We start from the raw sequence: 26,442 nt of genomic DNA on the forward strand, positions 1-26,442 counted from the left end.
TCATGTCTTCCCTGTTTCGATGACCGACTATCGCAGCCGCCGCACATCGCGTAAAATAATAACTTCTCATCTCTCTTATAGTTTTAGACTATGAATCTGACCCTCACCCAGCTGCGTTACCTCGTCGCCGTCGCACGGCATGGCAGCGTCACCGCGGCCGCGCGGATGCTGAACGTCTCACAGCCGTCGATCTCGGTGGCGATCGACAATGTCGAAGCGACGCTCGGCCAGAAACTGTTCGTGCGCCAGCGCGGCAGCGGCATCGCGCTGACCTCGTTCGGCCGCAGCGCGGTGGCGAAGGCAAAGCAGGTGCTGGCCGAAGCGGACGAACTGGTTGGGCTCGGGACGCGCGACGCCGATGTCGGGGGCGAACTTGTGCTCGGCTGTTTCGAGGATCTGGCGCCCTATTTCGCGCCGGCGCTGATCCGCGCTTTTTCGCAACGCTGCCCGGCGGTCACCGTGGTGGTCCGCGACGAGACCTTCGAGACGCTGGGCCGGCGGCTCGGCGATGCGGCAATCGATCTCGGCCTGACCTACGATCTCGGCCTGCCCTCGCACTTCGCCCGCATCCTGCTGCATGAGCTGCGGCCACACGCGCTTCTGCCGCAAGGCCACGCACTGGCCAGCCAGGCGAGCGTCAGCCTGGCGGAGCTGGCGACCCATCCCTTGATCACCACCGACCAGCCGCATAGCTGGCAGCATATGCTGGACCTGTTCCTCAGCCGCGGCCTGTCGCCGGTCTCGCAATCGACGGCGAGTTCGTTCGAACTGCAGCGCAGCATGGTCGCCAACGGCTTCGGCGTCGCAGTGAGCTACACCAGGCCCTATGGCGACAGGAGTTATGACGGGCTGCCGCTGGTCTGCAAGCCGCTGTCCGATCCGCTGCCGATGCAGCGCATCATCCTCACCCATGACACAAGGCAAAGGCTGTCGAAGGCGGCGCTGGCCTTCACGGAGGTGGCGAAGGCATGGTTTGCCAGCCACGATGTTTTCACCGCCTGAGCGACAATGCGGCCGCTTGACGGCGCACGCCGCTGCTGCCACTCCAGCACGATGGAAACCATCCAGTCGAAAGCCGCACAGGGCCGCGTCGCCGACGCGCCGAGCGGCCATTGGGTCTACAAGATATTGCCGCGCTGGCTGTGGCCTTACGCGCAGCTTGCGCGCTGGGACCGGCCGATCGGCTGGCAATTGCTGCTGTGGCCCTGCTGGTGGTCGGCAGCGCTTGCGGCCAGCGCCTATCCCCGCCCGGCAGACCCGTTGCTCACATTGCTGCCGTCGCCGTGGTTCCTGTTCCTGTTCTTTGTCGGCGCCGTCGCCATGCGTGGCGCCGGCTGCACCTATAACGACATTGTCGACCAGGACATCGACAACAAGGTCGAGCGCACGCGCTCGCGGCCATTGCCGGCCGGCAAGGTGACGCGCCGCCAAGCCTGGGCGTTCCTGGTCATCCAGGCCTTGCTGGGCCTGGTCGTGCTGCTGCAGTTCAACGACTTCGCCATTCCGCTCGGCATCGTCTCGCTGGTCATCGTTGCCGTCTATCCCTTCATGAAGCGCTTCACCAACTGGCCGCAATTGGTGCTCGGGCTCGCCTTCTCCTGGGGTGCGCTGATGGGCTGGGCGGTCGAGTTCGGCGATCTCGATGGCCCGGCCATCATGCTCTATATCGGCTCGATCCTGTGGGTGATCGGCTACGACACCATCTATGCACATCAGGACAAGGAAGACGACGCAATCGTCGGCGTGCGCTCGACGGCGCGGCTGTTCGGCGACAACACCAAGACCTGGCTGGTCGGGCTTTATGGCGGCACGCTGGTCTGCTTCGCCATCGCCTTCGCCTCGGCGCAGGTGCCGGTGGTGGCGCTGGCCGGGCTGATCGCCGCCGGCGCCCATATGGCGCGGCAGATAGCGGTTCTGGATATCGACGATCCCGATCAATGCCTGCGGCTGTTCAAATCCAACAACCAGGTCGGCTGGTTGATCTTCATCGGCCTGATCGGCGGTGCGCTGTGGGTGGCGCTAAAGCCGCTGGTTTAATCTCCTTCTCCCCGTCACTACGGGGAGAAGGTGGCGGCAGCCGGATGAGGGGCAGCGCCAATCTTCGCAGTTGAGGTGAGATGCACAGCGGCGATATTGCGAGAAATGCCTCGGTCAGCGCCGCCCCTTATCGCCCTGCCGGGCGTTCGTCACTCGAAAAGCCAAGCAATTGGCTTTTCGTCCGCTACGCGGACCGCTCCTCAACCCCCCGTATATTGAGAAGAAGGCTGTCGTCGGCGGTTTCGCCAATCGCCGGTCAAGCTACTCTCTCGAAATAATCTCCTGGCCGTCGATCACCAGTCTCAGCCCGAGATTGCCGGCCCTGCGGCGGGCGAGGAAGCGCGGGCGGCGCGTGGTCGAGACCCGGCCCTTGCGGCGATCCTTGGCCGGCAGCGCCTTGATGGCGGCGCCGAGCGATTCCTCCAGCGTGCGGGCAATGCCGTCGGATTCGATCAGCAGCATCTGCAGCCGGTAAGCATCGGCCCAGGCGCGCCAGTCGGCGGCGACGTCGTCGAGATCGTCGGCCACCAGCAGCGGCACCGACAGCATCGGGTCGTTGTGCAGGAGTTCGAGGGTTACCGTGACGTTGCCTTGCGCATCCTCCATCGCGCGGGCGGCGACGCCGCGAAACGCGTTGGCGGGCAGCGCGATGATCGCCGGCACGCCGCTCATCTCGAGCGTGCGGCGGATGACGGCGCCGCGCTGGTCGATGGTGAAGGTAACGTCGCCATAGTCGTCGCGCGTGGCATAGCTCACCACTTGCGGCAGGCGGAATGGGTCGAGGCGCATGTTGCGCCCAGCCCAGACGGGCTTCGATACACTGTTCATCTGCTGCCTTCCTGTGTTTCTCCTGAGAGCCGCTTTCACGGATCCCACCGGGCCAGTTTTCCCGGCCTCGTTGTGTGAAACATTAGCGCGAGCTTCTGCCGCCCGGCTTAAGAAAGTCAGTTAAATTTTGCTGATCTCAGGCGATGGTTATCGGAATGAGACCAGCCACAAAATGTTGAAAGGATCAGATAACCTTACCGGGATTCATGATGCCGGCCGGGTCGAAGGCCGCCTTCACCCGGCGCATCAGCTCGATCGCCATGGGCGGCGCGGTGGCGATCAGCTCGTCGCGCTTCAACTGGCCGATGCCATGCTCGGCCGAGATCGAACCCTGGAAGGAGCGCACGACATCGTGCACGGCATGGTTCATGGCGTGGTAGAGGCCGAGAAACGCTTCATCGTCACCGCCCTCCGGCCGGGAGATGTTGTAGTGGAGATTGCCATCGCCCATATGACCGAAGCAGACGACGCGCGCCTGCGGACTGACCGAAGCCACTGCACCGGCCGCCTTTTCGATAAACGCCGGGATGGATGCCACCGGCACCGAAATATCATGCTTGATCGAAGCGCCTTCGGGCTTTTGCGAATCCGGCAGCACCTCGCGGAAGTTCCAGAACGCGTCGCCCTGCGCCAGGCTGGCCGCGATCACCGCGTCGCCGACGATGCCTTGCTCGAGGCCTGCCGACAGCACTTCTTCGATCAGCCCCCTGGCGTCCTCGGCCGAACGGCCCGACGACACCTGCATCAACACATACCATGGCCAATCCTGCACCAGCGGCCGCGTGACGCCCTGCGCATGGCGCAGCGTGAAATCATAAGGACGCTGGCCGATCAGCTCGAAGGCGGTGAGTGCCGCCCCGGCCCGGTCCATCGCCAGGCTGAACAGCGAAAGCGCTGCTTCCGGCGACGACAGGCCGGCAAAGGCGACTTCGCGCCCCTTGGGCTTGGGAAACAGTTTCAGCACCGCGGCGGTGATGATGCCGAGCGTGCCTTCGGCGCCGACGAACAGGTTCTTCAGATCGTAGCCGGTGTTGTCCTTCTTCAGTTTGCGCAGATCGTCGAACACCTCGCCGGTCGGCAGCACGACTTCGACACCAAGGCAGAGTTCGCGCGCATTGCCATAGGCAAGCACGCCGGTGCCGCCGGCATTGGACGAGAGATTGCCGCCGATCTGGCAGGACCCTTGCGCGGCAAGCGACAGCGGAAACAGCCGGTCGGCGGCGTCGGCGGCTTCCTGCAGCGTCTGCAGGATGACGCCGGCTTCGACGGTCACCGTGTTCGAGAAGACGTCGATCTCGCGAATGCGGTTCAGCCGCGACAAAGAAAGCACGATCTCGCGGCCGGAGGCATCCGGCACCTGGGCGCCGACCAGCCCGGTGTTGCCGCTCTGCGGCACGACCGGCGTACCGGTCCCGCTCGCCAGCCGCATGATCCGGCTGACCTCGTCGACGCTGCCGGGACGCAACACCAAGGCGGTCCTGCCGTGCCATAGGCCGCGCCGCTCGGCAAGATACGGCGCAATATCGGCCTGGTCGCGCAGCGCATATTTGTCGCCGACGATTGCCGCAAAGCGGGCGATGAGGGCGGGATCGAGGTCGAAGGGTGCGTCGTTCATGGGCGCAAACTATGGCGCTCAATCGAGCTTGTCACGGGGGGCAGCGGCACGAAACAGCCGATCGTTGATCGCCTCGCCGAGCCCTTCGACCGGGATCGGCTCGACGGCGATCGTGGCCGCACCGCTGCGGTCGAGTTCCTGCAGATACGCGAACAGATTGCTTGCGGCTTCGCGCAAATCGCCCGATGCGGACAGGTTGCGCAAGGCCGCGGCCGCTTGCCAGCCTTCCGCGCGCTGCTCGCCAAAGGCCAGCAAAGCCTCGCCCGCGCCCACGCTTTGCACATTGAGCCGCACCGCGGCGCCCGGCGCGTAATGCGACGCCAGCATACCTGGCGCCTCGATGCCGGCTGTGGCGCCGCGCAGCAGTTTCACGCCGACGGCCGCCTCGATCTCCGCGGCAGCGATGCCGCCCGGCCTCAGCAGCCGCAGGCCGTTGCCTTCGACCTTGACGATGGTCGATTCCAGCCCGACCGGGGTGGCGCCGCCATCGACCACCAGCCGGATTTTGACGCCGAGATCGGCCGCCACGGCTTGCGCTGTCGTGGCGCTTATCTTGCCCGAAGAGTTCGCGCTGGGCGCGGCCAACGGCCGGCCGAGTCTGGCGATCAGCTCGCCGCCGAACCCCCTCGGCATGCGCAGCGCGATCGTATCGAGCCCGGCGGTGACCAGCGGATGGATGCCGTTGCCGGGTCGGAGCGGCAGCACCAGCGTCAGCGGCCCCGGCCAGAACGCCTCGGCCAGCCGCTTCGAAAGCGGGTCGAAGATCGCAATGCGCTCGGCCATCGCCAGATCGGCGACATGGGCGATCAGCGGGTTGAAGCGCGGCCGGCCCTTGGCTTCGAAAATGCGGGCGACGCCGACGCCATTGGTCGCGTCGCTGGCCAGTCCATAGACGGTCTCCGTCGGGATGGCGACGACGTCGCCGCCCTCAAGCAGCGCCAACGCCTGCTCCATCGCTTCGCCGACGGATAGTATCTCAGCCACTCGCTTCACCTCACAGGCACCGGACCTAAAGCGCGTCGCGCTGAACCGGATTCATGCGACGCGCTTTAGGTCTTTGTTTTGATGCATGTCGTTCTCTCAAAACCGGGGCCACTTTTGAGCGACATGCATTAGAGCGGTTCAGCGGTTCGCTGAAACGCTCTAAGTATTTGTTTTTGCGCAATTCCGGACGGAAAACCGCTACTCACTTTTCCTGGAATTGCTCTAATACGGCAGTGGTTTTCGGGCAAGCCGGCGTTGGCGAATTATCAATGCCTAAAATGCTACGTTTCCCTGCAAGCCGGCATCAATCCACTGGGGTTAAGGCTATTTGCGGTTAGGGCTGGCGGCTTGTCGGGCAAGGGGACGGTTTCGATGTCGATGCGTGTGCTTGGAGCGCTTGGTTTCACCCTGGCGGCGATGACCGGTGGGGCGCACGCCTCGTCGATCGTCTTTCTCGGCGTCTCGACCTCGACGCCATCGGTCATCAAGGTTGGCGGATCCGAACCGGTCAGGATCGCCTCGTCGCCATCGATCGTCGCACTCGGCGATGCCCAGCCCGATGTGACTTATGAAAAGGTCGCGGCGATCCCCGAAAAGCCTAGGCACGGCCAGGACCCGATGATCATTCGCGGCGGCATCGTCGGCGGCGCCTTCGCCGCGCCGGCTCCGGCCAGGGCGAGCGCCGCGGCGCCGGCGACTGAGCCGACGGCAGAGACCGCACCAGCCGGAACTGCAACGGCATCGAACGGCAAGCCCGAGTCGCAACCGGCAGCGCCGCAGCCGGCAGCAACACCGCAGCAGCCGATCGAGGGCGTCGGCAAAGCCGAGTAGGCCATTCAGCCAAAACAGTCGGCCAAGACAGTCGGCCGATCCATGCCGCTTGACGCCGATCGACGCCCCGGCGCAGGATCGGCTTGGCGGCGGCGGCCCCAATTTCGCCAATCGGGTTTGGCATGAGCGCGCCGGGTTCTAGGAGAGCGAGGGGTTATCATGAACATGACGAAATCTTTGACTATTGCCGGCCTGTTGCTGGCGTCACCTATAGGTGTCGGCGGCGCGCAGGCCGGTGACGAGCTAGGGTCCTACGTCGCGCGCATTTCCGATCGCGACCACCATGCCAGCGACGGCTATGGGCTGAGCAGCGCAGCACAGATGGTGCGGCAGGACCGTGCCAACTGGCACAAGTTCCACCGGCGCGATGCCGACGACCAGGGCGATGACTGGTTCCGCAGCAACGATGATCGCGCGTATCTGGAACGCATGCTGAAGCGCGGTGGCGCGATGAGCTCCTCGACACGGAACGCCATCGTCAATGGCGAGCCGCTGATCCAGGTCGACGTCTATTCAGACAGCGTGCATGTCAGCATTTTGGAGGACTGACGGGTCAGCCTCGGGAGGACTGAAAACAAGACGGGCGGCGTGTGAACGCCGCCCGTGTTCGGGCTTGTCCGTCGCTTAGCCAGCTATTCTGGAAAAATCCGCGACCTGATCGGTGGCCGTGCGGATGCGAGCCAGCAGCGCCAGGCGGTTGGCGCGCACGGCCTGGTCCTCATCATTCACGAGAACGCGTTCAAAGAATGAATCAACCGGTTCACGCAACACGCTAAGCGCCAGCATGGCGGCGGAAAAGTCTTCGTTTTGAATCGCTTCGCCGGCTTCTCTCTCCGCCTGATTCACCGCCGCAAACAGCGATTTCTCGGCCTCCTCGCGAAACAGCGCCGGCTCAACAGTCGCGGCGACACGCGTTTTCTTCTTCTCCTCGGCAGCCAGAATGTTGGCCGCGCGCTTGGTGCCGGCGAGCAGGTTCTTGCCGTCCTCGGTGTCGAGGAAGTAGCCGAGCGCTTCGACGCGGCGCACGATCTGCAGGAGGTCATCCGACTGCGGCGTGATGACCGCATCGATGAGATCGTGGCGGGCGCCCTGGTCGCGGAGATAGACTTTCAGGCGGTCGTGGAAGAAGGCGATGAGGTCGGAGAGAACTTCTAACGAGCCTCGAAACGTATACACCTCCGCGATCTGACCGCTTTCAAAACGTGCATAGTTACAGCCGTCTGTTAGGTAAATCTCCCGACCTTCGTCCGAAAAATCATACTGCCCCCAAAGGGTGTCCGGATGGTCCTCTGGCAATTCAAAGTCCGTCGGATCTATCTCCGTTACCACTAGCTTGCGGCTGTGCAGCCGGTCGTATTGGGCGGTATGAGCAGCTCTTAGCAAACTCAACATTGCCAGCTTGATGCCATTCTCGACCAATATCCTGACTACACCCAGTGCGGCCCTTCTCAGCGCGTAAGGGTCCTTAGACCCCGTCGGCTTTTCATCAATGGCCCAGAAGCCGACCAGCGTGTCGAGCTTGTCGGCCAGCGCGACGGCAATCGACACCGGATCGGTCGGCACGCGGTCGGACGGACCTTGCGGCTTGTAGTGCTCCTCGATCGCCGCGGCCACGGACGGATGCTCGCCTTGCAGCAGCGCGTATTTGCGGCCCATTGCGCCTTGCAGTTCCGGAAACTCGCCCACTGCTTCTGTCGTGAGATCGGCCTTGGCCAGCACAGCGGCGCGAGCGGCGAGCGCGGTAATCTCCCCCCTCGAGGGGGAGATGTCGCCGAAGGCGACGGAGGGGGTCGTCTCGCGTGGAGCGCCAACTCCCTCTTTCTTCGAGAGACCGGACGGCGTCGCGGCAGCCGAAGCGACCCCCTCTGGCCTGCCGGCGATCTCCCCCTCAAGGGGGGAGATCGACTGCGCCACTGTTGGCGCCAGCTCTTCCGCCAGCCGCTTGATCCGCTCCACCCGCTCGCCTTGCGTGCCGAGCTTGGCGTGGAAAGTCACCCCGAGATGGTCGAGGCGGGCCATGCGTTGGTCGAGCGGCTTTTTCAGATCGAGCCCGAACTTTTTTGCCGATGCCTCGAGCTCTCCCAGATCGGGCAGATCGCCCTGGTCGGTCCGCCAGAAGTACAGCGCATCCGACAGGCGCGCGCGCACCACCTTGCCGTTGCCGTGCGCGATCTCCTTGCCGCCATCCTTCGCCTCGATGTTGGCAGTGAGGATGAAGCGGTTGGAAAGGTTTTCGCCGTCGCCTTGCGGACGGGTGACAAAGCATTTCTGATTGGCGCGAATGGTCAGCCGCACCACCTCGGGCGGAATGGCAAGAAAGGCCTGCTCGAATTCGCCCATCAGCACCACCGGCCATTCGACCAGGCCCGACACTTCCTCCAGCAGCCCTTCGTCCTCGACCAGATCGAGCCCGTTGGCGAAGGCGAGGTTGCGGGCGTCGGCAAGGATGATCTCCTTGCGCCGGTCGCCGTCGAGCACGACCTTGGCTGCTTCCAGCTTGGTCACGTAATCGTCGAAGCGACGCACGGTGATTTCACCCGGCGCCATGAAACGATGGCCGTAGGTGATATTGCCCGAGCGGATGCCATCGATCTCGAAATCGACCACCACCGGCTCCTCGGTCTCCGGCCCGAAGGTGCACAGAATCGTCTGCAGCGGCCGCACCCAGCGCAGCGAACCGGGCTTCGCCGAAGCCGGCCCCCATCGCATCGATGTCGGCCAGGGGAAGCCGCGAATGATGGCCGGCACCAGTTCGGCGATGATTTCTTCCGCCGCCCTGCCCGGCTTCGAAATATGGGCGACGTAGAAGTCGCCCTTCTTCGGATCGGAATGGACATGCGCCTCGGCAGCCGAGGCAAGACCTGCCTTGCGCAGAAAGCCCTGCACCGCCTGTTCCGGCGCCGTCGTCGACGGCCCCTTGATCTCCTCGTGGATATCCTTCGAGCGCGCGGTCAGGCCCCTGACATCGAGCGCCAGGCGCCGCGGCGTCCAGTATTCGCGCGCGGCGTCATAGGTCAGACCCGCCTCGACCAGACCGTCGGTCAGCATCTTCCTGAGATCGCCCGCCGCCTTGCGCTGCATGCGGGCGGGGATTTCCTCGGAGCGGAGTTCCAGCAACAAATCCGGCATCAGAGTTTCTCCACCCGCATGCCTTCTCCCTGATTGCGCGTCCTCGCGCCTCCGGCGCTGCGGTTGCGCGGCCGGGCGGGGATTTCCTCGGAGCGAAGTTCTAGCAAAAGATCAGGCATCAGAGTTTCTCCACCCGCATGCCTTCTTCCTGATTGCGCGTCCTCGCGCCTCCGGCGCTGCGGGCGCGCAGCCGGGCCGGTATTTCCTCGGAGCGAAATTCCAGCAACAAATCCGGCATCAGAGTTTCTCCACCCGCATGCCTTCTTCCCGTTTGCGCGTCCTCGCGCCTCCGGCGCTGCGGTTGCGCGGCTGGGCGGGAATCTCTTCCGAGCGGAGTTCTAGAAGCAGATCAGGCATAGTTAGGCTCCCACCCTCCCCTCGATGGGGAGGGTCGGCGCGCAGCGCCGGGGTGGGGTGGCGACCTCTCAGCCGCCGATACCTTCGGCACCATCGCGCAAACGCAGGTGTGATTTTCGTTCTTCCACCGCCGCATAGATCGTATCGAGCACGGAATCCAGTTCGTTTTTGATTTCATGGTTCCAGAAGCGGATGACTCGATAACCCTGGCTCTCAAACCATTTCGTTCGACGTTCGTCATGGTGCTGTTGGCCATCGAAGCTGTGCTGGACACCGTCCACCTCAATGATCAGCTTCAGCCGGTGGGAGATGAAATCAGGGAAGTAAACGCCTACCGACGCCTGCCTGCGAAAATGAGTGCCTTCTACTGGAATGCGCCACAGATGCCGCCACAGGATGCGTTCCTCGTCGGTCATCGCCGCGCGAAGCCTTTGCGCAGACTGCAGCTTGAATCGATCGAGTTTTGGCATGGAACGTCGCGCTGTCACCCCACCCGCCGCTTCGCGGCGACCTCCCCATCTAGGGGGAGGTAAGAGGGCATAGCAACTCGGCTGACCGCTGTTTCCAGAAATTTGACCGCCCCTGTCGGGCCGCAACCAGCCCGCCCGTCCTTGGATCAAAGATTTCCATGAACCAAACGCAGCGCTGAAGCGACCAACGCTCAGGCAGGGAACTTATTGGCTGAACGACCATGAAAACGGCATCGAGACTCCTCCAGATCATCGCGCTCAGCGCCTGTTTCGCCGCGCAGGTGCATGGCGCCTTCTCGATGCCGGGCGTACGGCAGGCTATGCGGACCATGGCGGGGTCGACTGGCCCGATATTGGCCCCAATCAACATTTCCCTCGAAATGATGAAGTGAGCCTCAGGCGGCGAGCCCGCCGGCCTGGGTCTGCAAAAATGCCTCGCCGCAGGCCTTCGCCAGATTGCGCACCCGCAGGATGTAGCTCTGCCGCTCGGTCACCGAAATCACGCCGCGCGCGTCGAGCAGGTTGAAGACGTGGCTGGCCTTGATGCACTGATCATAGGCCGGGAAGACCATGCGGTGCATCGGCAGATTGTCGTTCGAAGCCGGGGCGCCGGCCGCGAGCAGCGCCTTGCATTCGGCTTCGGCGTCCTCGAAATGCCTGAGCAGCATGGCGGTGTTGGCATATTCGAAATTGTGCCTGGAATATTCCTGCTCGGCCTGCAGGAAGACATCGCCATAGGTGACTTTTTCGGCGCCTTCTCGGCCATTGAAGTTGAGGTCGTAGACATTGTCGACGCCCTGCACATACATGGCCAGCCGCTCCAGGCCGTAGGTCAGTTCTCCCGCCACCGGCGCGCATTCGATGCCGCAGACCTGCTGGAAATAAGTGAACTGCGACACTTCCATGCCGTCGCACCAGCACTCCCAGCCGAGCCCCCAGGCGCCAAGCGTCGGGCTTGCCCAGTCGTCCTCGACGAAGCGAATGTCGTGCAGCAACGGATCGACGCCGATCGCCTTGAGCGAGCCGAGATAGAGTTCCTGCAGGTTCGGCGGGTTGGGCTTCAGGATCACCTGGTACTGGTAATAATGCTGCAGCCGGTTGGGGTTTTCGCCGTAGCGGCCGTCCTTGGGCCGGCGCGAGGGCTGGACGTAGGCGGCGTTCCAGCCCTTGGGCCCGAGCGCGCGCAGCGTGGTGGCCGGATGGAAGGTGCCGGCGCCGACTTCCATGTCGTAAGGCTGCAGGATGACGCAGCCATAGGCGGCCCAGTAATTGTGCAGGGTCAGGATCAGCCCCTGGAACGAGCGGCTGGGATGCATATGGGCTGGACTGTCTGACGTCACGGCGGCCTCGGAAAGCGCTGAAATGATGCCATTCCCTAGTTGCCGGGCCGGTAGGCGTCAAGGCAGCGCCTATCGCCGCCTTGATGAGAGGTTGAACGCTTTGCTTCGGACTGGCCCATTGCCGGACGGTGCCGGTGGCCGTTTGCTCGCCCAGCTTCAACGACAAAGGTTCAGCCATGCAAGGCCAGTTCACCGTACGCCCCGTCACCCGAGAGGATTACGAGCAATGGCTGCCGCTGTGGGACGGCTACAATGCGTTTTACGGCCGCTCGGGCGAGACCGCCTTGCCCGGTGACATCACTGCAATGACATGGTCGCGCTTCTTCGATGCCTATGAGCCGATGCATGCGCTGGTCGCCGAGAGCGAAGGCAAGCTTCTCGGCCTTGTCCACTATCTCTACCACCGCACCACGACGGCGATTTCGCCGAACTGCTATCTGCAGGATCTCTTCACCAATGAGGCGTCGCGCGGCAAGGGCGTCGGCCGGGCACTGATCGAAGACGTCTATACCAGGGCGCAAACCGCAGGCTCCAGCCGCGTCTACTGGCTGACACACGAAACCAACCACACGGCGATGAAGCTCTACGACAAGATCGGCGATCTCTCGGGGTTCGTCGTCTACCGAAAGCTGTTCTAGAATGAGCGCCAACGCTGGGTCTGCGCCGCGTCGCTTCGCTCCTTGCTCCGCCATAGAATGACGATCGCGATAGGGCGTCTCTATCTCTTTGTTTCTGTCGCAATTCCGAACGGAAAACCGCGCACACTTTCCTGGAATTGCTCTAAGACGCCAAGCCGAAAAAACGGGGCTCAGCGAGCCCCGTTTCATCAGAAGTATGGCCCGATCACCCCTTCGGCGCTGGCGGGGTGGCCGGCTTGACCTTCGGGGTTTCCTGCGCCGTGTTGGATTCGATCGGCGGCAGGCCCTTCATCAGCTTCTGCTGCAAAATGGCAAGCACATCGGGATCCGGCTTCAGGTCGCGCGCCTGATTCCACTGGAAAGTGGCTTCGAGCTTGCGGCCGACGCGCCAATAGGCATCGCCGAGATGGTCGTTGAGCACCGGATCTTCCGGCTTGAGCGACACGGCGCGCTCCATTTCGCGCACGGCGTCGTCGAACCGGCCCATGCGGAAATAGGCCCAGCCCAGCGAATCGACGATGTAGCCGTCGCTCGGCCTGAGGTCGACGGCCTTCTGGATCATCGCCAGGCCTTCCTTGAGGTTCATGTTCATGTCGACCCAGGAATAGCCGAGATAGTTCAGCACCTGCGGCTGGTCGGGGAACAGCTCAAGCGCCTTGAGGAAGTTCGGTTCGGCCTTCGGCCATTCCTTCAGCCGCTCATAGGCGATGCCGCGCTGATAGTAGATGTTCCAGTTGGCATTGGTCGGCGTCTTCAGCACCGCGACCGCCTTGTCGTAGAGAGTGGCGGCGGAGCGGAAATCCTCCTTCGAGGCATAGACCCCGCCCAGCGCCAGATAGGCGCGCATGTCATCGGGGTGAGCTTCGACGAATGCCTTGAGATGGGCGATAGCCTCGTCGTGACGGTTGAGATCGGCAAGGTTGAGGCCGAGCTGCAGGTCGGAAAGCTCCTTCAGCGGCGAGGAGGCTGGAATGCGGCTATAGAGCGCAATGGCGCCTTCGCCGTCCTTCAGCTGCTCCGCAACGGCGGCAAGCTGCACCAAAGCGGCGTCGCTGTCGGGCTTGAGCGCGAGCGCATATTGCAGATAGAGGCGCACGAACGGCTCGCCGCCGCCGCGATTGAGCGCGATGGCGAGGTCGAGCAGGATTTCAGCGGCGCCTTCGGAGGGACTGGCGACGAAGGGCTCGATCTTGTCGCCCTTGCTGATCCTGTCGCGAAGCGCCTGGATGTCGAGCTTGCCGGGCGCGAACGCCTCGGCCTTGTCGAGCACGTAGAGCGCCTTGTTCTTGTTTCCCTTGCGCGCCAGGAAAGACGCGTAGGCCTGGGCGTTGCGCATCCATGTCTCGGGCGCGGCACCGCCGGCCGTGACGTCGGTCAGGGTCGCGTCATAAAGCGCGTCGGCCTTGTCCGATAGGCCTGCGGCATCGGCGATCAGCGCGCGGTGGAAGGACTTGAACAGGCCGAACCAGTCAGGCCCCTGCAGTTTGTCGATCGAGGCCATCGCCCCGGTGGGGTCGCCGGCGCCCTCTTGTGCCCAGCCGGACATGACGCCGGAAATCAGCCGGTCGAGATCGGATTCGAGCGACAGCTTGAGCCAGTACTGCGCCTTGGTGAAATCCTTCTTGTGGAAGGAATCGACCGCCAGAGCAAGACGCGAGAAGCGCTCGACGTCGGGAACTGCCTTGAGCTTGTCGGCATAGACCAGCGATTCCTCGAAGCGGCCTTGCGCGATCAGCGACAGCATCAGGCTTTGCTGCAGCGAGGTGTCGCCGGGATTGAAGGCGAGCGCCTGCTTGTAATAAGCGATGGCATTGTCGAGGTCGTTGTCGCCTTCGGCGATGCGGGCGGCCAGATAGGCGCCCGAGAAGGAGGTGATCTTGACCGGGTCGGTCGATTCCTTGGCGTAGGCAGGCAGCGGAGAAATCGCCATCCCTGCCACAATTGCCAGCCCCGCGAGCCAGCGCGCACGTCCTTGCCGCATCGTATCCCTTTCAGCCAAGCGCCATCCCGCGTCGGCGCGGAGAAGCCATAGACTCGATGTTTCCTGACAAAGCATGGCCTTTTTGGGGTCAGGCTTCAATCCGGGCCGAATTCACAATCGGGTCACCCGATTAACAAACCATGGCGACGCAGACACTGTCGGTTCCGACAATAGCAGATCGGGGTTGGGAGCTACAGCCTGACATCGCGATATCCGCCTGCCGCTATCGTGCTGCACAGGCCGGCCCACTCGCAACCCTGGCAGGCCTCACGCGTCACGCCGGCTGAAAAGGCCGCGCGCAAGGCCGCAAGCGTTGCCGCGTCGAGGCTGAGACGGACGCCCGCCTCGATGGGCCGGGCCAGCAGCTTGCCGACATCGCGTGCTGCCAGCTCGTCCCGGCCTGCCGCGCTTTCGCGCAAGCAGTGGGGCTCGGCCTCGCCGAGCAGCGGCCGGCAGATGTCGTCGGGGCCGGAGACGATCAGAATATCCTCGCCCCGGCCCAGACGTTTCGCGATCACGTCATAATTGGCGACGAAGGCTGCGCTGTACCCTTTGCCGACATAGGCCAGCAGGCAAAGCAGATGGTGGGAGCGCAGCCTGACGGTCATCGGTCAGGACGCGGCAGCGGAGCCTGTTCCATCCCGATGGTATCGGGATGGGGCTCCATCTCTTTGTTTGAGCGTGATCTCTTCCGAAAACCGGACTCCACTTTTCGGGATCATGCTCCTGCCGGGTCCGCCTTGTTGCTCCAAAACAGCTTGAGCGTCGCGGTGCCGAGCGCCGATTTCAGCAGGCCGCCGACGAGGAACGGCAGGAAACCGAAGGCGATGGCCTGTTCGAGGCCGATCATGACGGCGAGCCAGGCCGTGCCGAGAACCAGGCAGGCGAGGTTGCCGAGGACCATGCCGGCGAAGGCGAGCAGCACGCGGTTGCCGTTCCAGCCGCGCTCGGCCAGCCAGCCGACAAGCGCGCCGACGAGCGGGAAGGCGAAGAGATAACCGCCCGTTGCCCCGACGAAATACGACGCGCCCGCTGCCCCTCCGGACAGGACAGGAAAGCCCACGGCGCCCTCGGCGAGCCAGGCGATGATGGTCATGGCGCCAAGCCGCCAGCCATAAAGTGCGCCGACCAGCGTCACGGCGAAGGTCTGCATGGTGACCGGCACCGGCACCATCGGCACCTCGATCTGGGACAACAGCGCCAGAAACAGCGTACCGAGGACGACGGCCGCGGCCTGCCAGCTATGCGAGCGGGTTTGCAGGCGCAACGGGCTGAAGGACGGCTTGGACGGCGAAAAGGCGATGTCGGTCATGGTTGCTTCCTAGCTGGTTTGACATTATAGATAATTTTGTTGTTCGATCTATTATCGAATCCATATTTGCGCGGGAATGGCAACCCTCGCCCCTAAAAAGGCTTGGGCTTGCGTGTCGAATAAAGGACATTTGGAAAGGCTGGCGGGACAGCGCCCCCCTCTGTCCTACCGGACATCTCCCCCTTGAGGGGCCCGTTGCGTTATAGGCTTTGGGCGTGGAGAGAGACGGCAAGGGCAATGCGAGGTGGTTTCCGGCGCTGGTTTGTGGCCAGATGGGGTAGGAGTTGGCGTATTCGGCGGATTTCGGGCGCAGTGCGACCCTAGATCAGGTCGCCAGCGTCACCCAGCGACGCATGTTGAAGGCCATGGCGGCGATGAGAACCTGTCCTGCCGCCTTGGCCAGACCGCGATAGCGGATGGCGCAAAGTCGCATGCGGTTCTTCAAGGTGGCGAAGGTCGTCTCGACGGCAAAACGTTGCCGGGCGATCAGTTGGTTGAACTGCTTCAGGCGCGCCGGCAGGCGCGGATGATGCTTGTTGGCCCGCCGCATCAGCCGCGGCTTGATCCCGCGCTGCCTCAGCGACAGCTCGCGCGCCTTGGTGTGATAGGCCGCATCCGCCAGCACCGCGCCTTCGTCGCCACAGATCAGATGATCCGCCTCGACCGTGTCGTTGACGTTGGCTGCTGTCGTCCTCACCCGGCGGATCAGACCAGAACCCTGGTCGACGCCGACATGGGCCTTGTAGCCGTAGGAGGAGCCAGGCTTGCCCTGCCGGCGTGTAAAGCCGGCATCGGGATCGCCGGCATCGCCCGCTTCGTGCGCGGCCCCACTGGGCGGCCGTGCCGCCGCCGTCTCGATCACCGTGGCATCGAGCATCGTGCCGCGCCGCAGGATCAGCCCGGCCTTGTCCAGTTGACGGTCCAGTTCGCCAAACAGCTTCTCCAGAAGCCCGGCCTCCACGAGAAGATTGCGAAAGCGGTTGAGCGTGGTGTGGTCGGGCACCGTCTCCTCGAGCGTCAGTCCAACGAAGCGGCGGAACGACAGCCGATCGGCGAGCGCCTCCTCCAGTTCGTTGTCCGACAGCCCATACAAGGATTGCAGCAGAAGCGCCTTGAACATCACCAGCGAATTGTACGCAGGCCGCCCCGGCCCAGTTGGCGAGCGCAGCCGTGCCAGGATCTTCTCGAAGCGATACCACTTCACCAGCGACGACAGCCGGTCCAGTCGTCCGCTCCGACCAAGACCCTGCGGCAGCAGAGCCTCTACAAAACTGAACTGACCGCTCGGCTTTGTCGCAAAAATCCCCGTTTCAAAAACAGGGAATCACATCCACCCAATTTTGCAACAGTGCCTCAAGGGGGGAGATCGGATGTCGTCTCTGCTTTCGCCAATGGCCGACGTTGCAGGACTAACGCAACGGCAAAGCTGTTGATCTCCCCCCTTGCGGGGGAGATGTCCGGCAGGACAGAGGGGGTGTGAAGGATCGCGGCGCTCGGGGTCTTCAGAGGAGCCACGACCAGGCCGTGTCTTCTTGTCCCCTACCCGACGATGGCAAACGCTTCGCGCATCTTGCCCGACGCGGTCTTGACTGGTTTCTGGCCGATCCACTGCACGTGCCGGCCAAGCGTGGCGGCGGCCGATTCGGTATTGCCCTGTCGCAGCGCGCTCAGGATCGCGCGATGATCCTGGTCGGTGCGGATTTCCCATTCCGAGCGCCATGCGGCGAACAGGAAGCGGGCGCTTGCGGCGTGCAAATCGTCGATGGTGGCGATGAGCCGCGGCATGCCGCAGGGCGCCAGGATCAGCCGGTGGAAGGTGCGGTTGGCCTCCTCCCAAGAGCGGACATCGCGGGATTTGTCGCCGGCCTTTGTGGCTTCTTCGGCAAGATTGAGAATGGAAGCCGTCAGATGCGGCGCGGCATGGCGCAGCGCCAGCACTTCGAGGGCTGCGCGCATTTCGGCGACTTCCCTGACTTCGCCGAGGTCGAAGGCGGCGACGCGTACGCCCCGCCTGGGCTCACTGGCCGCCAGCCCTTGCGCCTCCAGGCGCCGAAAGGCCTCGCGCACCGGGACATGGCTGGTCTGGAATTCCTCGGCGATGTGATCCTGCCGCAGCCGGGCGCCGGGTTCGATCGCACCCGATATGATGCGATCCGCCAGCACCTTGCTGATGCGCACGGCGATGGTGTCGTCTGCGGTCTTTGCCATGTTTTATAGATAATTTGCGCCGCAACCGATTGTCGAGCGGTGATTGCCCGATTTTGCGTGCAATCTTGCTTTGGCGCCAGGCGCGGGTCAGTTCACCCGGCTGATGCAGAAGTCGATGACGTCGATCAGCGCCGATTTCTGCGGCGTCGCTTCCAGCGGCGCCAGCGCGTCGCGGGCGATCTCGCCGAAATGGCGGGCGCGGCCGATGGTGTCGGCAATGGCGCCATGGCGGGTCATCAGGCCGATCGCCTTTTCCAGGCCGGCATCGTCGGTGACATTGTCCTCGATGGCGCGCTTCCAGAAGGTGCGCTCGGCCTTGGTGCCGCGCCGGTAGGCGAGGATGACCGGCAGCGTAACCTTGCCTTCGCGGAAATCGTCGCCGACATTCTTGCCCAGCTCCTGGCTGGAGCCGCCATAATCCAGCGCATCGTCGATGAGCTGGAAGGCAAGGCCGAGATTCATGCCGTAGGAGCGCAATGCGGCGCGATCGTTGCGCGTCGCCGATGCGATGACCGGACCGACCTCGGCGGCAGCCGAGAACAGCGCCGCGGTCTTGGCCTTGATGACGGCGAAATGCTCGTCCTCGGTGGTATCCAGGTTCTTGGCTGCCGCCAGCTGCATCACCTCGCCCTCGGCGATGATCGAGGCGGCGCTGGACAGGATATCGAGCGCTTCCAGCGAACCGACATCGACCATCATGCGAAAAGCCTGGCCGAGCAGGAAATCGCCGACCAGCACGCTCGCCTGGTTGCCCCAGATCATGCGGGCAGTCTTTTTGCCGCGCCGCATGCCGCTCTCGTCGACCACGTCGTCATGGAGCAGCGTGGCGGTGTGCATGAACTCGACCGCGGTGGCGAGCTTGACGTGGCCCTCGCCGGAATAGCCGAACATCTGGGCCGCGGCGAGCGTCAGCATCGGCCGCAGCCTCTTGCCGCCCGACGAGATCAGATGGTTGGCGACTTCCGGGATCATCTCGACGTCGGAGCCGGCCTTGGACAGGATCAGTTTGTTGACGCGCCCCATATCGGCTGCTGTCAGGTCGATGAGATCCTTGATGGAGGCGGGTTCCCGCTTCCCGTTTTCGATGTTGAGAACGACACCCACCAACAAACACTCCCGTCTTTGATCACGCGTGCGACGGCACCCTGGTCCCGCCTGGGACTCTAGGGCGGCACATACGGGCACGGCAAGAGGCGAATTGGCGCGGCTGCGGTGACGGCGTGTCAACCTTAGCGACCGCATGCCGTTGCCCGGAAACCGCTCCACACTTTTCGGCGCCATGCTCCGGCGTTTACATCAACGCTGCAACCTGCGAACTTCGTCCGATGATAGAACTCGTGCGCACCAACGATGCCGTGATCATCTCCTTCGTCGAATCGCTGATGCGCGATGCCGGGATCGCCTGCTTCGTCGCCGACCAGAACATGAGCATTCTCGAAGGGTCGATCGGTCTTTTGCAGAAGCGCGTGATGGTCGATGCCGACCAGGCCGATCAGGCGCGGCGCATCTTGAAAGACGCCGGCATCGAGCACGAAATCCGCCAGACATAATGGCTGAAGCGAGCGCGCTTACCAGCGATACGCCGGCCCATACGGTCGATGCCTTCCATCGCGGCCGCTTCTGGCTGGTCCAGCCCAGGACAGGGCATCGCGCCGGGATGGATGCCATGATGCTGGCGGCAGCAGTTTCATCCGGTTTTTCTGGACGCCTCGCCGATTTCGGCGCCGGCGCCGGTGCGGCGGGTCTCGCCGTGCTGTCGCGCTGCCCAGAGGCGCAGGTCGTGCTCGTCGAACGGTCGGCCGAGATGGCAGGCTTCGCCACAACCACGCTCGCCCATCCCGGCAATGCGCATCTCGGCAATCGCGCCTCGGTGCTGACCGCCGACGTCACGCTGTCAGGCCGGGCGCGGACGCAAGCCGGCCTCGCCGACAATTCCTTCGATTTCGTCATCATGAACCCGCCCTTCAACGCGGCGCAAGACCGCGCCACGCCAGATCCGCTGCGGCGGCAGGCGCATGTCATGGACGACGGGCTGTTCGAAAGCTGGATCCGGAGTGCGGCTGCCGTCGCCAAGCCGCGCGGGGGCCTGGCCGTCATTGCGCGGCCGGAACAGCTTGGCGACCTCCTCGATGCGCTGTCGGGCCGCTTCGGCGACGCCGAGATGCTGGCGGTGCATCCGCGCCCGGAAGCAGCCGCAATCCGCATTGTCGTCAGGGCAGCGCTCGGCGCGCGCGGCAAGCTGTCGATCCGCCCGCCTTTGATGCTGCATGGGCAAACGGGCGACGGCCCGTCGGAACGAACCGAGATGATCAACAACGGACTGGCGTCGCTGTTCGGCGATTGATTTGGGCCCGTCAGTGTCGTTGCCGCAAAACCGGCACACAGTTGGCTGAGATGGATTGCAGCATTGCCGTTGACCGGCAAATCCCTACATGCGTTGAAGCCATTTGGAGACAGCCACCTCGTGAAACGCCTTTTCAACCGCCTGCTGCCGAAATCCTGGCGATCCAGCGTCGTCACCATTCCCGTCATCAGGCTGCATGGCACCATCATGGCCGGCGGCGGCCCGTTCCGGCCGAGCCTGTCCTTGGCGTCCACCGCCGCCCTCATCGAAAAGGCGTTCCTGTTCGATGCGCCCGCCGTCGCCATTTCAATCAATTCGCCTGGCGGCTCGCCGGTGCAGTCGCGGCTGATCTTCAAGCGCATCCGCGACCTCGCGGTCGAGAAGAACAAGAAGGTGCTGGTCTTCGTCGAGGATGTGGCGGCCTCGGGCGGCTACATGATCGCGGTCGCCGGCGACGAGATCTTTGCCGATCCGTCCTCCATCGTCGGCTCGATTGGTGTCGTCTCGGCCTCGTTTGGCTTTCCCGAGCTGATGAAGAAGATCGGTGTCGAGCGCCGTGTCCACACCGCCGGCCAGAACAAGGCGGTGCTCGACCCGTTCAAGCCGGAGAAGAGGGAAGACGTCGAGCGCCTGAAGGCGCTGCAGCTGGAAGTGCACGAGACCTTCATCGATCTGGTCAGGGAACGCCGTGGCACCAAGCTGAAGGACGATCCGGACCTGTTCACTGGCCTGTTCTGGACCGGCAAGAAAGGGCTGGAGCTTGGCCTCGTCGATGCGTTGAGCGACATGCGCACGGTATTGAAAACCCGCTTCGGCGCGAAAACCCAGCTCAGGCTGGTCACCGCGCCGCGTGGCCTGTTTGGCCGCATCGGCCTGTTCGGCTCGAACTTTTCAGCGCCCGATATCGCCGCCGCCGCCGCCAGCGGCGTGATCGATGCGGCGGAAGAGCGCGCATTGTGGGCGCGCTTCGGGCTTTGAAAAAGCGGGGAAAGCGTCTAGCATAAGCGCTTGACAGTCTGCCTTGCCGTCTTGCGAGGGAGGAGCTTTGAAATGCCACAGATCATTTTCTTCGCAGTTGTCGGCGCAGCCGCTTATTTCGGCTACCGCACCTTCGTCCGCGAGGCCGAACGTGTGACCGCCAAGGTGCGGCGCACCGAAAAGCAGGCAGCCAACGGCACCAACGGCACGCTGGTCCAGGATCCCAAGACCGGCGAATACCGCCTGGCCAAGGACTGAGCATCATCCCGTCAGCAGCCGACAGTTTGGATGCCGCAGCCCGGACGTGGCTTGCGCCCGCCAAGATAAATCTGGCGCTGCACGTCACCGGCAGGCGCGCCGACGGGTATCATCTGCTCGAGAGCCTGATCGTTTTCACCCGCTTCGGCGACAGGGTCGAGATCGAGCCTGCCGACGCCGACCGGTTCTCCGTATCGGGCCGTTACGCGACTTCCGTGCCGATCGACGACAGCAATCTGGTGGTGAAGGCGCGCGAGGCGCTGCGCAGGCAGGCCGGCCAGCAGAGCACGCCGCCGGTTGCCATCCGGCTGGAAAAGAACCTGCCGATCGCATCCGGCGTCGGCGGCGGCTCAAGCGACGCGGCGGCGGTATTGCAGGGTCTTGTCCGGACCTGGGGGCTCGACATCGGCGAGGCCGAACTGAGCCGGATCGGTCTCACGCTCGGCGCCGACGTGCCGATGTGTCTTGCGGCAAAACCGCTGGTTGCGCGTGGCGTCGGCGACGAGCTGTCGCTGGTGCCGGATTTTCCGGCGCTCGCTTTGGTGCTGGTCAATCCCGGCGTCGCCGTCTCGACGCCTGATGTGTTCAACGCACTTGAGAAACGCGACAATGAGGGATTGCCGCCGCTGCCGCGTGCATTTGACTTCCACAGTGTCCGCAACTGGCTGGAGATCACCCGCAACGATCTCGAACCGGCGGCGCAGGCGATCCAGCCGCCCATCGGCCGAGCGCTTTCCCTGCTGAACAGGGCCGGATCTGGATTCTCGCGCATGTCGGGCTCCGGCGCGACATGCTTCGGACTGTTCGAGACCGGCAATGTCGCCAAGCGCGCCGCCGCCGAGATCCGCAGCCGCGAACCGGAGTGGTTTGTCGCCGCGACACGAAGCATCGCTTCAGAGGGGGCCGATGACCAAAATTGACGAAAGCCGCCCCTTCATCCCGGTGCGCATCGCGGTGCTGACGGTGTCCGATACGCGCAGCCTTGCCGACGACAAATCAGGGCGGACGCTGGCCGATCGCATCGTCGAGGCCGGCCATGTCCTGGCCGCGCGCGACATCGTCACCGACGACCGGGAGAAAATCCGCGACAAGGTGCTGGGCTGGTCGCGCGACGAAGACATCGATGTCGTCATCACCACCGGCGGCACCGGTTTTACCGGCCGCGACGTGACGCCGGAGGCGCTGGAGCCGATCTTCGAGAAGCGCATGGATGGCTTTTCCGAAGTGTTCCACCGCATTTCCTACGACAAGATCGGCACCTCGACAGTGCAGAGCCGAGCGACGGGCGGCGTCGTCAACGCCACCTTCGTCTTCGTGCTGCCGGGCTCGCCCGGCGCCTGCAAGGACGCCTGGGACGGCATCCTGAAGCCGCAGCTCGATTACCGCCACATGCCCTGCAACTTCGTCGAGATCATGCCGCGCCTGGACGAGCATTTGCGGCGCGGCAAGGCCGCCTCGTAAACCAAGGCAAAGCGCTGCCTTGTCAGGCAGAATGGCGGTTGCGCCTGCGAAAGGATCATTTCCTGAAGGCCGCCAGGCGGGTAATCTGCCACTAGGTCCTTGAGGCGAAAAGATGCCATGACTGCGCACCGCGGCGGCTGCCATTGCGGCAACATCCACCTGACCTTCGAAACCGGAATTGAGCCGTCCGAGATGGAGATCCGCGCCTGCCAATGCGCCTTCTGCGTCCGGCATGGCTCACGCGCCGCCGCCGATCCGCAGGGGCGATTGATCGTCGCGGTCGAGGACGAGGCCCGGCTGCACCGATACCGGTTCGGATTGCGCACCGCCGATTATCTCATCTGCCGGGACTGCGGCGTCTATGTCGCTGCTGTGACCACCGACGGCGAACCGAGAGCGATCGTCATCGTCAATGCGCTGGATGACCGGCCGCGGTTCAACCGCGAGCCGGTCCCAATGGACTATGATGCCGAGAACAAAGAGGGTCGCATTGCCCGGCGGCAAGCGCGCTGGATGCCGGTCGAGATCCGCTCCGGCCTCAGCGGATGACCGGTTCGCCGTGGAAGCGGCGGCGCGAGGGCGGCGAGACGCCGAAGCCGACCTCCATCATCAGCCGTGGCGTGGTGGACGGCACGGTGCCCATGTGGAAGCCGAACGGGTCCTCGACGAAGCCGAGGCCGGCCTCGCCGGTCAGCGTGACCGGGCTGTCGTCGCCATAGACCTTGAGCACGTCTTGCGCCGGATGGCCGACCAGCAGCGTCAACTGGTGCTTGAGGCTGCGCCTGTTGTGGCTGCCTTTGACATAGACATGCGGGCCGGTGCCGGCATCGCAGGGCTTGAGATAGAAGAAGAATTTCAGCATCCGCCAGTCGTCGAGATCGAAATGATATTTGCCGAGCGAGGCAAGGTTCTTGTCGGCGTCGGAAGCCTCGCCGGTCGGGAAACTCCACCACACACGCGTGGTGATCAGCTTTGCCTGCCCGCCCAGATAGTGCTGGGCGATGTCGAACAGCAGCGGGTCGTTCTGGATGGCGAGTGCCGCCTTGCAGCCGAGGATGCGCTCGAAATAGTGGCCGCTGAGCAAAGAGCGACCGAACCGCTTCTCGGCTTCTGCGTGTTCTCCGGGCATGAATTCGAGCCGGCGGTCGAAATTGCCGAAGCACGGCGTGCTCTGAGCAAAGCTGGCGATCTCTTCGTGGATTGCCTGCGGAAGGACCAGTCCGGAGAACAGGCCATCGGTGCGCAGCGCCGCGACGATCGACTTGAGGTCGACGCCCCTGAACATCGTCGCTCCGGCACTCTGCGCGGGGCGCGCGGCTTTGGCGCCAAGCCAGTGCAGCTTGCGCGCCGGCATGGTGCGGGCAAGCACGAACATCGGCAGCCATGCGGGATTTTCGCGCAGGTCGGACAGATAGGTCGGGATACGCACCGCAATGCGGCGGAGCAGGCTGCCGTTGCGGGCAATGGCTTCCAGACTGGGGGCGCCGGATTTGTCAGGGGACGAAAGGTTCATCGGGGTCCTCAGATATGAACGGCAGCAACGACGACGCGGCGCTTGCTTACCGCTCCGGCACTACCCAAACCCCGATATCCCGCATCAACGGAATGCTAATCCCGCGTCAGCTTTTGTGCAATGCACAATAGCTTTTTGCGGCGAAAAAGAGGGATGGTGCTGCGACCGTGCCAATGCGGATGAGACGCCGACGCTGCCCCTCATCCGCCCTTCGGGCACCCTTCTCCCTGGGAACGGGAAAAGGGAGAAACATCACTTCTTCGGCGCCAGCCAGATTTCGGCGTCGAGCCGCCTGGTGGCGAGACCGCGCGCAAGGGCTTCGGCGCTGTGCGCGTTCTTCGACAGGGCAGCGGCCTGGCGCTTGCTGATGACCAGCCCTTCGGCCAGCGCCCGGTTGCCCGAAAACACCCGTGACAGGAACGGCGTGCGGCTGCCGCGCGCACGGGAAAAGCGCGCCGGCATGGTTTGCCGCGCCGTGTGAGCGACAACGTCGTCGATCCAGCCCTCCGCCAGCCTTGCGCCGGGTTCCAGAAACAGCAGCCAGTCACCCTTCGCCTGCCTGATTCCCGCGGCAATGCCGCCGGCCACGAAGTGGCAGCCGGCATGATCGGCAACCCGATGCGTCTGGTCGGTCGAGCCGGTGTCGCAGACGATGACATCGCGCACCACGCCCTCGACCGCGCCGCCGATCAACGAGGCGAGCGTGCGGGCAAGGCCTTCTTCGTCATCCCGGGTTTCGATGAGAACGCTGAGCATTTTTAGCCGAATAGCGGAAAGCCCGGCGCAGCGCCAGTTTTGCATGGCCCAACGAAAAAGTTCTTGCTTTGTTCTCATCAGCGAAATAGGATTATTTTCATGAACAAAGCGATTCGACAGCCAGCCGACAGTCCTTGGGAAAGGGCCAAAATGGAACATATCGTGCGTGCGGACATTGCTGCTTTCGGAGCAGGGCGAGCCGAGATGGCCAATGCGATGATCGAACAGAGCGGCATGCGCGTCCGTCCGGATCGCAACCGCGGCCGTTCCGCGGGCATCAACCCGTCCGGCCGGTTCGAGCCGGTCAGCCGGCATGTGTTCGACGACGGCTGGAATTCGCTGGAGGAATTGCCGCCGTTCAAGACCGAAGTGCAGGTCGAGAAGCCGCGCACCATCATCACCCGCAACGAATCGCCCGACATTTCCTTCGACCGCTCGATCAACCCCTATCGCGGCTGCGAGCATGGCTGCGTCTATTGTTTCGCCCGGCCGACGCATTCCTTCATGGGCCTGTCGCCGGGGCTGGATTTCGAAGCGAAGCTGTTTGCCAAGCCGGATGCGGCGCGGCTGCTCGACAAGGAACTGTCGAAGGATGGCTATCAGCCGCGCACCATCGCGATCGGCACCAACACCGATCCCTACCAGCCGATCGAGAAACAATACCGGATTATGCGCGAGATCCTCGAAGTGCTGGAGGCGCGCGGCCATCCGGTCGGCATCGTCACCAAATCCCATCTGGTGACGCGCGACATCGACGTCTTGTCGCGCATGGCCGAACGGGGCTTGGCCAAGGTGGCGCTGTCGGTGACGACGATGGACCGCATGCTGGCGCGCACCATGGAGCCGCGCGCGTCGACGCCGACCAAGCGGCTTGAGGCAATCCGGCAGCTTTCCGATGCCGGCATCCCGGCCTCTGTCATGGTGGCGCCGATCATTCCCGGCCTGACCGACCAGGAGATGGAGCGCATCCTCGATTCGGCACGCGCCGCAGGCGCCCGCGAGGCCGGCTATGTCATCCTGCGCCTGCCGCTCGAGGTGGCGCCGATCTTCAAGGACTGGCTGCTGCGCCATTATCCCGACCGCTACCGGCACGTGATGTCGCTGATCCGTTCGATGCGCGACGGCAAGGACTATGATTCGGAATGGGGCAAGCGGATGAAAGGCGCCGGCCCCTATGCCTGGCAGATCGGCCGGCGCTTCGAGATCACGGCCAAGCGGCTCGGCCTCAACGCCGAGCGGCGCACGCTCCGAACCGACCAGTTTGTCGCCGCCGCCAAGGCGACCGAGCAGCTGATGCTGCTCTGAGAGTAGCGCTTGCCCTGCCCTCGTGGCTGTCAGGCGACCCAAGAATCCCGTCCGGCCTGTCCCCCGGCCTGCAGACGGTGCCCTCCCGGTCTTGCCC

27 protein-coding genes are annotated in these 26,442 nt (G+C 63.9%); 13 read left to right on the top strand and 14 right to left on the bottom strand.

Annotated elements, in window-relative coordinates:
- Window positions 1–90 precede the first annotated feature (90 nt).
- Window positions 91–1,002 (top strand): LysR family transcriptional regulator, encoded by a 912-nt coding sequence (locus tag NLY33_RS27715; RefSeq protein WP_023706641.1) that lies wholly within the window; start codon window positions 91–93, stop codon window positions 1,000–1,002.
- A 51-nt stretch (window positions 1,003–1,053) separates the two neighbouring features.
- Window positions 1,054–2,037 (top strand): 4-hydroxybenzoate octaprenyltransferase, encoded by a 984-nt coding sequence (ubiA, locus tag NLY33_RS27720; RefSeq protein WP_023706640.1) that lies wholly within the window; start codon window positions 1,054–1,056, stop codon window positions 2,035–2,037.
- 261 nt (window positions 2,038–2,298) lie between these two features.
- Here the strand turns inward: ubiA and NLY33_RS27725 are convergent, their stop codons facing one another.
- The 3 genes from NLY33_RS27725 to NLY33_RS27735 form a co-directional block, all read right to left on the bottom strand.
- On the bottom strand, window positions 2,299–2,865 hold the full coding sequence (locus tag NLY33_RS27725; protein ID WP_023706639.1) for a DUF6101 family protein: 567 nt from the start codon (window positions 2,863–2,865) through the stop codon (window positions 2,299–2,301).
- Window positions 2,866–3,049: 184 nt separating this feature from the next.
- Complete coding sequence (locus NLY33_RS27730) at window positions 3,050–4,480, bottom strand: FAD-binding oxidoreductase (protein WP_023706638.1); 1,431 nt, start codon at window positions 4,478–4,480, stop codon at window positions 3,050–3,052.
- 18 nt (window positions 4,481–4,498) lie between these two features.
- Window positions 4,499–5,464 carry an L-threonylcarbamoyladenylate synthase gene (locus NLY33_RS27735; protein WP_023709652.1) on the bottom strand — a complete coding sequence of 322 codons (966 nt, stop codon included), beginning with the start codon at window positions 5,462–5,464 and terminating at the stop codon, window positions 4,499–4,501.
- 372 nt (window positions 5,465–5,836) lie between these two features.
- Here NLY33_RS27735 and NLY33_RS27740 point away from each other — a divergent pair, with 372 nt between their 5' ends.
- Window positions 5,837–6,295: a hypothetical protein gene (locus tag NLY33_RS27740; RefSeq protein WP_023706636.1), complete on the top strand. Its 459-nt coding sequence runs from the start codon at window positions 5,837–5,839 to the stop codon at window positions 6,293–6,295.
- 165 nt (window positions 6,296–6,460) lie between these two features.
- A complete protein-coding gene (locus NLY33_RS27745; protein ID WP_245261207.1) occupies window positions 6,461–6,844 on the top strand; it encodes a hypothetical protein in 384 nt (127 codons plus the stop codon).
- Window positions 6,845–6,919: 75 nt separating this feature from the next.
- On the opposite strand, the gene glyS is transcribed toward NLY33_RS27745, so the two are convergent.
- From glyS to NLY33_RS27760, 3 genes are all read right to left on the bottom strand, one after another.
- On the bottom strand, window positions 6,920–9,424 hold the full coding sequence (gene glyS / locus NLY33_RS27750) for a glycine--tRNA ligase subunit beta (RefSeq protein ID WP_023706633.1): 2,505 nt from the start codon (window positions 9,422–9,424) through the stop codon (window positions 6,920–6,922).
- Window positions 9,425–9,849: 425 nt separating this feature from the next.
- On the bottom strand, window positions 9,850–10,251 hold the full coding sequence (locus NLY33_RS27755; protein WP_023706630.1) for an endonuclease domain-containing protein: 402 nt from the start codon (window positions 10,249–10,251) through the stop codon (window positions 9,850–9,852).
- Window positions 10,252–10,646: 395 nt separating this feature from the next.
- Complete coding sequence (locus NLY33_RS27760; RefSeq protein ID WP_023687115.1) at window positions 10,647–11,591, bottom strand: glycine--tRNA ligase subunit alpha; 945 nt, start codon at window positions 11,589–11,591, stop codon at window positions 10,647–10,649.
- A 176-nt stretch (window positions 11,592–11,767) separates the two neighbouring features.
- Between NLY33_RS27760 and NLY33_RS27765 the strand changes: the two genes are divergently transcribed.
- Window positions 11,768–12,229 (top strand): GNAT family N-acetyltransferase, encoded by a 462-nt coding sequence (locus tag NLY33_RS27765; RefSeq protein WP_023687114.1) that lies wholly within the window; start codon window positions 11,768–11,770, stop codon window positions 12,227–12,229.
- 205 nt (window positions 12,230–12,434) lie between these two features.
- On the opposite strand, the gene NLY33_RS27770 is transcribed toward NLY33_RS27765, so the two are convergent.
- The 6 genes from NLY33_RS27770 to NLY33_RS27795 form a co-directional block, all read right to left on the bottom strand.
- Window positions 12,435–14,210: a tetratricopeptide repeat protein gene (locus NLY33_RS27770; RefSeq protein ID WP_023709651.1), complete on the bottom strand. Its 1,776-nt coding sequence runs from the start codon at window positions 14,208–14,210 to the stop codon at window positions 12,435–12,437.
- A gap of 191 nt (window positions 14,211–14,401) precedes the next feature.
- Entirely contained in the window at window positions 14,402–14,818 is a 417-nt protein-coding gene (locus tag NLY33_RS27775) for a DUF1284 domain-containing protein (protein ID WP_023706627.1), read from the bottom strand.
- Between the two features lie 110 nt (window positions 14,819–14,928).
- Window positions 14,929–15,522: a biotin transporter BioY gene (locus NLY33_RS27780; protein WP_023706626.1), complete on the bottom strand. Its 594-nt coding sequence runs from the start codon at window positions 15,520–15,522 to the stop codon at window positions 14,929–14,931.
- 325 nt (window positions 15,523–15,847) lie between these two features.
- Window positions 15,848–16,825 carry an IS5 family transposase gene (locus NLY33_RS27785; RefSeq protein ID WP_031196691.1) on the bottom strand — a complete coding sequence of 326 codons (978 nt, stop codon included), beginning with the start codon at window positions 16,823–16,825 and terminating at the stop codon, window positions 15,848–15,850.
- A gap of 236 nt (window positions 16,826–17,061) precedes the next feature.
- Entirely contained in the window at window positions 17,062–17,730 is a 669-nt protein-coding gene (locus NLY33_RS27790; protein WP_023702055.1) for a GntR family transcriptional regulator, read from the bottom strand.
- 87 nt (window positions 17,731–17,817) lie between these two features.
- Window positions 17,818–18,834: a polyprenyl synthetase family protein gene (locus NLY33_RS27795; protein ID WP_023668471.1), complete on the bottom strand. Its 1,017-nt coding sequence runs from the start codon at window positions 18,832–18,834 to the stop codon at window positions 17,818–17,820.
- A 221-nt stretch (window positions 18,835–19,055) separates the two neighbouring features.
- Here NLY33_RS27795 and NLY33_RS27800 point away from each other — a divergent pair, with 221 nt between their 5' ends.
- From NLY33_RS27800 to NLY33_RS27830, 7 genes are all read left to right on the top strand, one after another.
- On the top strand, window positions 19,056–19,280 hold the full coding sequence (locus NLY33_RS27800; protein WP_023687111.1) for a putative signal transducing protein: 225 nt from the start codon (window positions 19,056–19,058) through the stop codon (window positions 19,278–19,280).
- Window positions 19,280–20,074 carry a tRNA1(Val) (adenine(37)-N6)-methyltransferase gene (locus NLY33_RS27805; RefSeq protein WP_023696580.1) on the top strand — a complete coding sequence of 265 codons (795 nt, stop codon included), beginning with the start codon at window positions 19,280–19,282 and terminating at the stop codon, window positions 20,072–20,074. Before NLY33_RS27800 ends, NLY33_RS27805 begins: the two co-directional genes overlap by 1 nt.
- Before the next feature lie 120 nt (window positions 20,075–20,194).
- Window positions 20,195–21,052, top strand: a complete 858-nt coding sequence (locus tag NLY33_RS27810) for a S49 family peptidase (protein WP_023668474.1) — start codon at window positions 20,195–20,197, stop codon at window positions 21,050–21,052.
- Window positions 21,053–21,124: 72 nt separating this feature from the next.
- Window positions 21,125–21,310, top strand: coding sequence for a membrane protein (locus NLY33_RS27815; protein ID WP_023668475.1), 186 nt, complete (start codon window positions 21,125–21,127; stop codon window positions 21,308–21,310).
- Between the two features lie 26 nt (window positions 21,311–21,336).
- The gene (locus NLY33_RS27820; RefSeq protein WP_023705179.1) at window positions 21,337–22,230 is read left to right on the top strand and encodes a 4-(cytidine 5'-diphospho)-2-C-methyl-D-erythritol kinase; all 894 of its coding nucleotides are present in this window, start codon (window positions 21,337–21,339) and stop codon (window positions 22,228–22,230) included.
- Window positions 22,217–22,771: a molybdenum cofactor biosynthesis protein B gene (gene moaB / locus NLY33_RS27825; RefSeq protein WP_023687108.1), complete on the top strand. Its 555-nt coding sequence runs from the start codon at window positions 22,217–22,219 to the stop codon at window positions 22,769–22,771. The genes NLY33_RS27820 and moaB overlap by 14 nt, the downstream gene beginning before the upstream one ends.
- Before the next feature lie 117 nt (window positions 22,772–22,888).
- The gene (locus NLY33_RS27830) at window positions 22,889–23,320 is read left to right on the top strand and encodes a GFA family protein (RefSeq protein WP_023705180.1); all 432 of its coding nucleotides are present in this window, start codon (window positions 22,889–22,891) and stop codon (window positions 23,318–23,320) included.
- On the opposite strand, the gene NLY33_RS27835 is transcribed toward NLY33_RS27830, so the two are convergent.
- Both NLY33_RS27835 and NLY33_RS27840 read right to left on the bottom strand, forming a co-directional pair.
- Window positions 23,310–24,284, bottom strand: coding sequence for a hypothetical protein (locus NLY33_RS27835; protein ID WP_023705181.1), 975 nt, complete (start codon window positions 24,282–24,284; stop codon window positions 23,310–23,312). The two genes, NLY33_RS27830 and NLY33_RS27835, sit on opposite strands and share 11 nt — an antisense overlap.
- A gap of 252 nt (window positions 24,285–24,536) precedes the next feature.
- Entirely contained in the window at window positions 24,537–25,040 is a 504-nt protein-coding gene (locus tag NLY33_RS27840; RefSeq protein ID WP_023684377.1) for a glycosyltransferase, read from the bottom strand.
- A gap of 150 nt (window positions 25,041–25,190) precedes the next feature.
- Here NLY33_RS27840 and NLY33_RS27845 point away from each other — a divergent pair, with 150 nt between their 5' ends.
- Entirely contained in the window at window positions 25,191–26,345 is a 1,155-nt protein-coding gene (locus NLY33_RS27845) for a PA0069 family radical SAM protein (protein WP_023705182.1), read from the top strand.
- Window positions 26,346–26,442: the final 97 nt, after the last annotated feature.

This window comes from Mesorhizobium sp. C432A, from assembly GCF_030323145.1.
GTDB lineage: Bacteria > Pseudomonadota > Alphaproteobacteria > Rhizobiales > Rhizobiaceae > Mesorhizobium.

Excerpts from the sequence above, each read along its gene's own strand:
- NLY33_RS27715 (WP_023706641.1), top strand. The coding sequence starts at position 91 with ATGAATCTGACCCTCACCCAGCTGCGTTACCTCGTCGCCGTCGCACGG.
- ubiA (WP_023706640.1), top strand. The coding sequence starts at position 1,054 with ATGGAAACCATCCAGTCGAAAGCCGCACAGGGCCGCGTCGCCGACGCG.
- NLY33_RS27725 (WP_023706639.1), bottom strand. The coding sequence starts at position 2,865 with ATGAACAGTGTATCGAAGCCCGTCTGGGCTGGGCGCAACATGCGCCTC.
- NLY33_RS27730 (WP_023706638.1), bottom strand. The coding sequence starts at position 4,480 with ATGAACGACGCACCCTTCGACCTCGATCCCGCCCTCATCGCCCGCTTT.
- NLY33_RS27740 (WP_023706636.1), top strand. The coding sequence starts at position 5,837 with ATGTCGATGCGTGTGCTTGGAGCGCTTGGTTTCACCCTGGCGGCGATG.
- NLY33_RS27745 (WP_245261207.1), top strand. The coding sequence starts at position 6,461 with ATGACGAAATCTTTGACTATTGCCGGCCTGTTGCTGGCGTCACCTATA.
- glyS (WP_023706633.1), bottom strand. The coding sequence starts at position 9,424 with ATGCCGGATTTGTTGCTGGAACTCCGCTCCGAGGAAATCCCCGCCCGC.
- NLY33_RS27755 (WP_023706630.1), bottom strand. The coding sequence starts at position 10,251 with ATGCCAAAACTCGATCGATTCAAGCTGCAGTCTGCGCAAAGGCTTCGC.
- NLY33_RS27765 (WP_023687114.1), top strand. The coding sequence starts at position 11,768 with ATGCAAGGCCAGTTCACCGTACGCCCCGTCACCCGAGAGGATTACGAG.
- NLY33_RS27770 (WP_023709651.1), bottom strand. The coding sequence starts at position 14,210 with ATGCGGCAAGGACGTGCGCGCTGGCTCGCGGGGCTGGCAATTGTGGCA.
- NLY33_RS27775 (WP_023706627.1), bottom strand. The coding sequence starts at position 14,818 with ATGACCGTCAGGCTGCGCTCCCACCATCTGCTTTGCCTGCTGGCCTAT.
- NLY33_RS27780 (WP_023706626.1), bottom strand. The coding sequence starts at position 15,522 with ATGACCGACATCGCCTTTTCGCCGTCCAAGCCGTCCTTCAGCCCGTTG.
- NLY33_RS27790 (WP_023702055.1), bottom strand. The coding sequence starts at position 17,730 with ATGGCAAAGACCGCAGACGACACCATCGCCGTGCGCATCAGCAAGGTG.
- NLY33_RS27800 (WP_023687111.1), top strand. The coding sequence starts at position 19,056 with ATGATAGAACTCGTGCGCACCAACGATGCCGTGATCATCTCCTTCGTC.
- NLY33_RS27805 (WP_023696580.1), top strand. The coding sequence starts at position 19,280 with ATGGCTGAAGCGAGCGCGCTTACCAGCGATACGCCGGCCCATACGGTC.
- NLY33_RS27815 (WP_023668475.1), top strand. The coding sequence starts at position 21,125 with ATGCCACAGATCATTTTCTTCGCAGTTGTCGGCGCAGCCGCTTATTTC.
- moaB (WP_023687108.1), top strand. The coding sequence starts at position 22,217 with ATGACCAAAATTGACGAAAGCCGCCCCTTCATCCCGGTGCGCATCGCG.
- NLY33_RS27830 (WP_023705180.1), top strand. The coding sequence starts at position 22,889 with ATGACTGCGCACCGCGGCGGCTGCCATTGCGGCAACATCCACCTGACC.
- NLY33_RS27835 (WP_023705181.1), bottom strand. The coding sequence starts at position 24,284 with ATGAACCTTTCGTCCCCTGACAAATCCGGCGCCCCCAGTCTGGAAGCC.
- NLY33_RS27840 (WP_023684377.1), bottom strand. The coding sequence starts at position 25,040 with ATGCTCAGCGTTCTCATCGAAACCCGGGATGACGAAGAAGGCCTTGCC.
- NLY33_RS27845 (WP_023705182.1), top strand. The coding sequence starts at position 25,191 with ATGGAACATATCGTGCGTGCGGACATTGCTGCTTTCGGAGCAGGGCGA.